The sequence below is a fragment of the bacterium (Candidatus Blackallbacteria) CG13_big_fil_rev_8_21_14_2_50_49_14 genome (assembly GCA_002783405.1).
In the GTDB taxonomy this organism is placed as follows: domain Bacteria; phylum Cyanobacteriota; class Sericytochromatia; order UBA7694; family UBA7694.
In genome coordinates this window covers 1-8,900 of the sequence record PFGG01000012.1, presented here as the reverse complement: position 1 = coordinate 8,900, position 8,900 = coordinate 1, and the positions used below count along the sequence as shown (strand labels likewise).

9 protein-coding genes and 1 pseudogene are annotated in these 8,900 nt (G+C 45.2%); 4 read left to right on the top strand and 6 right to left on the bottom strand.

The genetic code is table 11. The features are described from left to right. The first annotated feature begins 223 nt into the window (after nucleotides 1–223). Nucleotides 224–2,095 (top strand): hypothetical protein, encoded by a 1,872-nt coding sequence (locus COW20_03130; GenBank protein ID PIW50290.1) that lies wholly within the window; start codon nucleotides 224–226, stop codon nucleotides 2,093–2,095. 162 nt (nucleotides 2,096–2,257) lie between these two features. On the opposite strand, the gene COW20_03125 is transcribed toward COW20_03130, so the two are convergent. Genes COW20_03125 through COW20_03110 form a run of 4 tightly spaced genes read right to left on the bottom strand, consistent with a single transcriptional unit; the run spans nucleotide 2,258 to nucleotide 6,289 of the window. Continuing rightward, complete coding sequence (locus COW20_03125; protein PIW50289.1) at nucleotides 2,258–2,821, bottom strand: hypothetical protein; 564 nt, start codon at nucleotides 2,819–2,821, stop codon at nucleotides 2,258–2,260. Beyond that, nucleotides 2,808–3,389 carry a hypothetical protein gene (locus COW20_03120; GenBank protein PIW50288.1) on the bottom strand — a complete coding sequence of 194 codons (582 nt, stop codon included), beginning with the start codon at nucleotides 3,387–3,389 and terminating at the stop codon, nucleotides 2,808–2,810. The genes COW20_03125 and COW20_03120 overlap by 14 nt, the downstream gene beginning before the upstream one ends. 9 nt (nucleotides 3,390–3,398) lie before the next feature. Then, nucleotides 3,399–5,318 carry a hypothetical protein gene (locus COW20_03115; protein PIW50287.1) on the bottom strand — a complete coding sequence of 640 codons (1,920 nt, stop codon included), beginning with the start codon at nucleotides 5,316–5,318 and terminating at the stop codon, nucleotides 3,399–3,401. Then, a complete protein-coding gene (locus COW20_03110) occupies nucleotides 5,318–6,289 on the bottom strand; it encodes a hypothetical protein (protein ID PIW50286.1) in 972 nt (323 codons plus the stop codon). Before COW20_03110 ends, COW20_03115 begins: the two co-directional genes overlap by 1 nt. A 36-nt stretch (nucleotides 6,290–6,325) precedes the next feature. Here COW20_03110 and COW20_03105 point away from each other — a divergent pair, with 36 nt between their 5' ends. Further along, on the top strand, nucleotides 6,326–6,607 hold the full coding sequence (locus tag COW20_03105) for a hypothetical protein (GenBank protein ID PIW50285.1): 282 nt from the start codon (nucleotides 6,326–6,328) through the stop codon (nucleotides 6,605–6,607). 5 nt (nucleotides 6,608–6,612) lie between these two features. Here the strand turns inward: COW20_03105 and COW20_03100 are convergent, their stop codons facing one another. Further along, a complete protein-coding gene (locus COW20_03100) occupies nucleotides 6,613–7,266 on the bottom strand; it encodes a TetR family transcriptional regulator (protein ID PIW50284.1) in 654 nt (217 codons plus the stop codon). 99 nt (nucleotides 7,267–7,365) lie between these two features. Between COW20_03100 and COW20_03095 the strand changes: the two genes are divergently transcribed. Together COW20_03095 and COW20_03090 are read left to right on the top strand one after the other, a co-directional pair. Further along, nucleotides 7,366–8,121 (top strand): short-chain dehydrogenase/reductase, encoded by a 756-nt coding sequence (locus COW20_03095; GenBank protein PIW50283.1) that lies wholly within the window; start codon nucleotides 7,366–7,368, stop codon nucleotides 8,119–8,121. 66 nt (nucleotides 8,122–8,187) lie between these two features. Further along, nucleotides 8,188–8,337: pseudogene (locus tag COW20_03090) on the top strand (deaminase). 265 nt (nucleotides 8,338–8,602) lie between these two features. On the opposite strand, the gene COW20_03085 reads toward COW20_03090, so the two are convergent. Continuing rightward, nucleotides 8,603–8,803: a hypothetical protein gene (locus COW20_03085; protein PIW50282.1), complete on the bottom strand. Its 201-nt coding sequence runs from the start codon at nucleotides 8,801–8,803 to the stop codon at nucleotides 8,603–8,605. Nucleotides 8,804–8,900: the final 97 nt, after the last annotated feature.

Here is an 8,900-nt window from a genome sequence, read left to right as displayed (position 1 = left end):
GTTGAGGTAAAAGTGGGAATGATGAGAGACTGTATCGAAAAATTGGGTCATAATAGAAAGGTTAAAGAACAAATTTTTGATTTTTGGATGTTTGTAGAAAAAGAGGCTTCCTTCGTCAGCGCTTTTTCTACAAACTCGTTGCGGCTGACTTGTGCGGAAAAACCCAGTCATAATGCTCGTTTTAGGCTTTGAAAATCATGCGGGCGAGGCAAGAAATTAGACTATGATTCAATTTGATGCGCATAAGAAAAAACTGGATTTTAGGCCCTGCGCCGCGCAACTCACTCACTCACTTGACTGCGCAAGTGGTTATTTTAAGAAGGCCTATTTTTTTTCTCAAAGTAACAAAAAAATCATTATTTGTATTTTATTTTTTATTGTTTTTTTTATTCCTACATTTCAAGCGAAGTCTGAAATCAATTTCTATCTTGAAAAAAATAATTCTGAATTATGTTTTGGCATATTTTCAAATAATATAGAAAATGTAAAAAAAATAACAAGTAAATTATTTAATAATAGTATAGATGAATATATAAATTCATGTATTTTCTCTTTTAAAGAAACTGATTCTAACCCTGGTACAAATTTAGCTGTTTTACAGACTGTAAAAATTGAAATTCCACTAATTGACTTAGCTGTTTTTCTTGGCTATGAAGAAATTAGCAAATATCTAATTTTGGAAGGCCCAAATTTTCAAAATGATGAAAATCATTATATATTTATTGCATTACAAAATCACGATCTTGAATTAGTAAAAAAAATTTTAGATACTAAATTAGTAACATTATCTATTTTAAGTAAATATAACAATTATAATCTGTTAGATTCAGCTATTCAGCATGGAGATCTTGATCTTGTTAAACATTTGTTGCAACTAGGTTTTGACTTCAAGAATACTTATTCTGAAGAACACCCATATTTATTGAATTCTTTGAAAAATGCCAAGCCTGAAATTTTTGATTTTTTAAAAACTAAGGGTTTAAACTTAAAGAAATATTATAATTATTCATCAGAAGATGATTATTTCATAGCTGGGTTAATTGAAAGTGGAAAGGTCGAAACTTTAAAAAGATTTTTTGAAAATGTTTCTCAGGATGAAAAAAATGAAATCTTAAAAGATTATCTGTTTCTGACAGGAAAGTCAAATGATTTATTAACAATTCAATATTTTTTATCGAATGGTATAGACATTAATTCAGAAGGATTAAATGGCGAAACATTATTATCCACCTTACTAAAAAGTCGTTGGTGGTTTATTAACGATTTGAAGTATAATAATGATTTTTCTAAACCAAATAATTTGCATTGCAGAATTGCTGATTTATTTTACAAAAAAAAATTACGCAGTTTAATAATTAAAAATTCATTTAATTTATCTGAATGTGTACCATATCTTGAACGCATTGAGTCTAATGTTGATAAAATTACTGTAGATGAAAGTACAATAAATAAAAATTATAAATTAATAGAATTTTCCTTAAAAAAAGGATCAAATATTGAAATTAACTCTAGCGAATCTTTCAGTTTGTTAACATATTCAATAATGTATAAAATGCCAGAGATTACAGAATTACTCCTAAAATATGGTGCTAAAGTTCAAGACGGTATATACAAAGGTGAGTCTGCACTAGCATTATCTATAAAGAACAATTTACCGCAAATCACACAATTGCTTATAGAGCAAGGTGCGAATGTGAATGTCCGAAATATTTCAGAAGAAAATACGCCTTTGATTTTGTATGCAGCAGAATATAACTCTAAAGATTTAGTTCAACTGTTAATCGAAAAAGGAGCAGATATTAATGCTCAAGATAGTTTTGGTGATACTGCGTTAATATACGCTTCTGGTAATGGTCATTTAGAAATAGTAAAAATTCTTATAGAGAACGGAGCAATAATTGATCTCGAAACAAATGATGGAGATACAGCTTTGTTCGCTGCTGCTGAAAATGGACAAATTGAAGTCTTCGATTACTTAGTCTCAAAGGGAGCGAAAATAGGGCACAAGAATAAACAAAATGAGGATGTTCGTATTCTTGCCAAAAAATTTCAAAGAAAGAAATTATTAGAGCATATGGCAAAATATGAAAACTAAACGGCTTACCGCTCAACAATGCCCTTCAACCTGTACCCAAAGGGCATTAAATCTTGCTTCGCAGAGCAGCTTAATTGGGGGCCGTTGTAAGGTGTCCTAGACACCTGCGGCTACCGCAAGGAAGTGCTTGCTACGCATCCAAGGCGGTTCTGTGAAAAGCGCTTACTGTGGGGGCGGTTGAAACTGCATTTCATCGTTGAGTGTGTCTGCCAAACTGCGTTGACCCGTGGCGACTGCCTCCAGCCGATATCCCAGTTGCTCCACATAAAAAAGCATCGTTTCGAGACTTTCCAGCAGCACCATGCCATCGACATCGCGGCCAAAGGTGTGCCAGCGATAGCGGCAACAAATCCCCTGATCGGCTTGCAGTTCAAAATGACCCAATGGCAAAAAGGCGTTATAAGCCCGTATCAGATGCAAAACATCTGCTTGCTGGGCTGCCAGCACTTCAAAGGGCAAGCGCAGGTAGATTTGTAAAATGTCACTCTGGCTTTCCACTGATTTGCCCAGGCTCTGCAGGGCATCGTTCATATACATCAAGGTCAATACCAGCACCCGTTCGGGATCTGAAGCTTCAGGGCCGATGCGGTAAGGGCCACTGACGACGACCTGTTGAAAAGCACTGCCCTGAGTGAGAGGAGCCAATTGAGCGGGGTACCCGCGATAGGCCAGAATCTGACAGAGGGTCTCAGGGGAGACGGGATGGCTGGGACTAATGGTGGGCATGGGAATCTCCTGCCTGAGACTGAACTTTTTTGAGAATAGTGGCGAGTGGGGCCTGGCCTTTCGCAAGGGCTTGCAGATGGGGCTGAAAACGCAAGCTTTGAAAAGCCAGTCCAGAAATCACCTCGGCCACCAGTCGCGCATCCGGGTCTTCCTGGGGAACAGCCAGGGTATGCCGGAAATGGATGCCATCGAGGCTGTTAAACGCAAACACCCCATAACTCGTCTGCTGATTCAGGGCATTTAAGAGCTGATCCAGCTCTGCCATTCTTTCGGCAGGAAACTGACGCAGTTCAGGCAGCCAGATCGTGAACTGTAACATTGCTGAATGGCTTTCAGGGATATCCTGGCCTGCCTGGCGATAGATGGCGCGCAGTACATCTTCAGCAAAGAGCAAACGAACAGTAACGGGCTGGCCCTGTTTGTCCTGGCGGCTGTGCACCAGCAATTGTTCATAGGGTTGCTCTGGATGGGCGTCGGCCTCGATAAATGCGGTTTCAAACCCGGATTCCTGCAATACCCAGCCCAGATAGGCGAGATTGCTAACGTCTTCAGAAATCACGCTGTTCATGACGGCTCCTTAGTTCTTGCTGTAGACACTGGCATGGAACATGCTCAGCTTCTCACGCAGTTTGTCATCCGCTTTATCTGCCACTTTGGCGCTGACGATACGATCCCCATTTTCGTTGGTCTTAAACAGATCGGGATCCATTCTGAAGACATCCCGCAAGGCGAACTCTGCCGCCAACTGACCATCAGGATCACGGCGATCGTTGAGGGCTTTGACCAGACCATCCATAGCGGTGGCGCCGTTGGTTTGTTTGAGGGCGCTGTTGATATCTGAACGCAGGCTTTTGAGCTCTTTGACCGTGTCTAACTGGTCTATGAGTTCGGCCAGATTTTCAGGGGGAGGCTGCTGGTTTTTGAGTTCCTGCACCTTGCCTTCGAGGTGGGTGGTGAGCTGACCGAGTTTGAGCTTGCCAGCTTCTTTAAACTCAGCGGTGTTCACCCCCAGTTTTGCGGACAGGTCGTTGACCTGTTCTACCATGGCCTTTGAAACTTGGGTGCGACGTTCTTCGAGGCCTTTGGTCTGATCTGCACGTCGAGCGGCTTTATAGCCTTTGTAGGCCGCCATTCCAATACCCAGCGCAATGGCTGCACCGCCAACCGCCCAACCCACAGGATTAGAGGCACAGGCGGCCACAAACAAGACTGTTCCGACGATTGCGGCGGCTGTCATGGCCATTTTAGAGATGGCACTGAACAGGGTGGTGTTGCGTGTCTGGGTCTGGTTCTTTTTGTAAAGTTTGACGGAGTCACGCACTTTTTCAGTGTTTTTACTGGCTGTGATTTCCTGGTTGCCCTCGATAATGGCAGTCTTTTCGAGGAACTGATTGCAGCGTCCAATTTTGCGATCTGCCTGGACTGCCTGGATGGTTTCCACCGTGGCTTCGACACTGTTACTGAGGGCAGAGAAGCCCCCCCCCATGGCCTGGGTGATATTGGTGGCGGTGACATTGGTAACCACGGGTGTATTGGAGCCCACCAGCAAATTGGTGGTGCCATTGAGGTTGCTGACCAGGCTGCGTGAAGCGTCTGCCAGCCCCCAGCGGGCCTGGCTTTTTTGCATTTTGCCCTGTTCGACCAGAAATTCTTTTTCAGTGGGATTGACTGAGCGGTTACCCTCATTGATCAGCTGCTGGCCCTCGTCGATACCCTTGAGTTGCTTGCCGAATTTTTCCAGATCACCCATCACTGCATTGGCATTGTTGATGATGCCCACTTGCAAGGCTTTGTCTCCGTCACCGCCCGTGGTAATCGCATTGGGATCCTGGGTTTCAGTCATATCCCCACCTGATTTGAGGATATTGGTGCCCATATAGCCAGATACGACATCGACAGTGCTGGCTATTTTTTCAGCTCCTTCTTTGGCGGTGTCCTGATCACCAATCCCGACCTTGTTCCCGTACCATTTTTCAAATTTTTCCTGGGCTTTGTCGAGGCCTCCGCGCATTTTGTCAAAAAGCTTATGCACCCCTTTGTGCGCATCGGTCATCACACTGGCATCTTCAGTCATATGGGCGCCAAGGGCTGAAAAAGGCAAGACCAATACATGTACAGCTGCTTCGGCCAAATAGGATGTGAGTTTCAAGGCTCCTTTGACAATGCCTGTCAGCGCGGTGGGAATGCTTTTGAACATATCGCCAATGACTTTGCCAAAGATCGACCACTTGCTTTTGAGGGCTTTGGGTTCTACCCCTTTGATGCCTTTATTGCCCAGATTATTCATGCGCTCATCAATACTCTTGATACGGGCATCCATATCCACCACGTTTTTTTTGGTGATGACCTGGGCTTTTTCACGAATAAAACCGCCAACGGTCTTCTTTTGGGCTTCCGTGACATGCACCTGCTGAGGAGTGGCCTGTCGTTTGTTTTGAATATGGGTTTGAAATTGGCTCAGGTTTTGGGGACGAGCCCCTCCTGCATTTATATTCATCAAGGCTTTCCTTTCAGGCGTTCAATGGTGTCATCAACCAGGTTGCGCAAGTCATCCAACGCTCCAACCAGTCTGTCATAGGTTTTTAGTAAAATTTCGAGGTCCAACTGGCGTTCTGAATACTGATCCAGTTGATCGGCAAAATGGTCGCAGTGATCCAGGAGTACTTCGATGTTTTCTTCGAGTACAGGGATATCTGCTGCGTCTTCGGTTTGTTGGGCTTCTTGCGAAATTTGACCCACTGAACTTTGGGTGTTGTGCATCTCAGTTTGCAGGGCCTGCAATTCAACAGTCGTTTGCAAAGCCTGTTCTAAACGTTTTTGGCTGATTTCAAGCGGCTTTAAGGCCTGAACCAGTTCAGTGGTATCTATTTCTTCTTCAACGCGGGTGATTTTGGCGTTAATGACATCTTGGGTTTCGCGCAATTTCTCCAGGGTTTTGCGTTGGTTCTTGATAATATCCGGACGCAAACTGGGATGGGCATTGAGATGTTGTGAGAATTCCAGGACCCAGCGTTTGATATCGTCTTCGACTTCATCGTAGAGAGCGTCATAATCGAGATCCTCAGCGGATAAAGCTGCAGAGTCTGCCTGGGGCCCTTCTGGCAAGCTGTCAGTGGACATTTTTTGGATCTCGCGAATGATTTTGCGAATGGCGGCAATCATTGGGTGATCAATGGCCAATCCTTCTGCTGAAGCCAGATACAGTTGGGCGGTGGGATAGTCTTCGATCAGCGCAAATAAATAAGCCAGTGCCAGATGGGGGCGCTCATCTTTGCCATTGCTTTGAATCGATTGGATAAACTTTCGACAGGCTTCTTTGAGCAAGTCGCTATCCTGATAGCCGGTTGTCGCAAAACGATCCAGACACATCAAGCCAAAAAAGAAATCTTCTTCGGCTTGATCATGGCGTTGACTGTGAAAGCCACTGCTTTGCTGCTGTAACAGCTGTATTTCTTTCATTTGAAACATCTGGTCAAACTCCAGGAATTCCTGCGTAAAGAGATAGTGAACTATCGTTTTAGTTTAGCACAAAATGGGCCTGAAAGTGGGGCTGGAAATTCACTTGTTTTTGTGATTATGACTTCAATCCAGTCGATTAGCCCTCTCAACCCGTGCGGGCTCGATTTTCGCCTTCACGAAGGGTGTGAAGTGAAGGCTCAGACCCCTGTGCTGATTTCGAATCTTAAAAACTTAGACATTTCCAATACCACAATGCAAATTGAAAAAACTTGCGGCCACTGCCAAGCCAGATCGTATTTCATTTGGTCGGTACAACTGGTCAAATAGAAACCTCAACTCGCAGGCGAATGTTGCAGCCCAGGCAATAATAGATTGTCCAATAAAGTAGCGTATTCAGCGCGTCCAAAAGCCTGACCTTGTGTAACACTGCAATACGAAGTCATGGCAATAATCACCTGACAGGCCGTTTCTATATCGGCGTGGGCAGGTAGCTCACCCCGCGCAATGGCGCGTTGCATCAGGGTGCGATTCAGTTCAGTCCAAGGCTCGAAAATGCCTGTAGTGGCTTCTTTTGCGACCTGACCATGTTCAGAAAAAAACGAACCTAATTTGGCCAAAACCTGGAGTTTGCGTTCACTAAATTCCGATGAATAGGGTTTGAGCAATGCCAGCAGATCCTCTCTTAAGCTGCCGGTATCGGGCAAATGATTCAGCTCGACAGAATGGCGACTCATCCAGATCAGCGTATCACGCACCAGTTCTGCTTTGGAGGGCCAGCGGCGGTACAGGGTTGATTTGCTTGACCCTGCTTTAGCGGCCACCGTATCCATGGTCATGCTGTCAAAACCCAGCTCAGCCAAGATTTCGACAGTTGCTTCGATAATTCGGACATCTAGATCTTTGTCACGTTTACGGCCCAGTGAAGCCTTTGGCTTGGCCTTTTGTTTTTCGCTCATCTGCGTTCCTTTTAGAGGCATTGTATTCATCTATTTTAATTACGGTACTTGACAGTTTCGAAACTTAAAAGTATCGTAATTATATCTTTCAATTGTAATGCAGAAAGAAATTAAAAGGAGTATATCATTATGAAAACGATACTTATCACAGGATGCTCATCAGGGTTTGGTTTAGAAAGTGCGAAATATTTTCTGGAACGTGGCTGGAAGGTCATTGCTACCATGCGTACGCCCCGAGAAGATCTCTTCCCTGTTTCAGATAATCTGCGTATGCTGGCCCTGGATGTTACGGATGCTGACAGCATTCAAGCTGCCGTAAAGGAGGCTGGGCCCATCGATGTTTTGGTTAACAATGCAGGCGTCGGCATGCTAAACGCCCTCGAAGGCGTCTCGATGGACAAGGTCCGCGAACTCTTTGAGACCAATACCTTTGGTACAATTGCCATGACCCAGGCCGTGGTTCCGCAGATGCGTGAGCGCAAATCAGGGGTGGTTGTGAATGTGACATCGTCGGTGACCTTGAAGTCTCTGCCTTTGCTCTCGCTTTATACTGCCAGCAAGGCTGCGGTCAATGCTTTCACCGAGTCCCTTTTCCATGAGCTGGAACCTTTCAATGTGCGTGTCAATCTCTTGTTGCCAGGCCGTTCTCCTGAAACCAGTTTCGCCGCCAATGCCCAAGCCATGATGCAATCTATCCCTGAGGCCTATTCTGAACAGGCGCAGCGTGTCTTTGCAAACTTCACGCAATCGAACACCCCCATCACCTACGCCCATGATGTGGCCGAAGCGCTCTGGCAAGTAGTGAATGACCCCAGCAGTCCGCTTCGTGTGCCAGCGGGTGCTGATGCGATCGATTGGGCCAGAGAAGCAGCGAAAGCAAGCTGAACGGGCGCGTTTAGCAGGCTAAACGAAAGGCCACCGTATCCCTTATTCAGGTCTATACGGCGGCCTTTGGCTGTCTCACCGGTTTTGCTGGGCCAGGGAGAGAACTTGTATGCGGGGATTGATCTGCGGGCGCTGGGATACGAATGTGTGAAGGTTGTGCCTTCAGAGAATGCGAGCCATATTGTGCTCCGACTCAAGGCGCAAGCCAGCGAATAGGCTATCTCCCTGGATTGTCTCTGTCGCTTTAGATCGAAAGCGGGTCGTCACACGCTAAGGCGCTGAAGCCTGCATCTGGGCTTTGAGACCTTGGCTATTGCGATCATAACGGGCCCGATAAACAGTCTCCAAAGCTTTTAAAATCGCTAGCTTGTACCCGACTCAGGTCTGAGGGGGTATTGCTCTGGAAACCGAGATCGAATTTTGAAGATTTATTTGCGCTGTTTCAGATAGTTAACAATCTTATCTGCGCCAACTATTTGGGCTAAATCCAATGCAGTATTGCCTTCTTTATCTTTGGCTTTGGGGTTTCTCCTGCTTCATCTTGTATATTTGGACTCATACCATGATCTAAAAGGAGGATGATAAGTTCTGGATCGCCAGATAAGTTCAGCAGGGTAGCAGCATGTAAAAGCGCTGTTTGCTTCTCACTGTCTACCAAACCATCGCACAGTGCTCCTGCCATAGCCGACATGCTTGGCGGGGGGTGAAGTGCGATAGCGGCATTCCGCCGCTCATTCCAGCTTTTGTTGCTCAATATACTGTTTAATCACAGACAATGG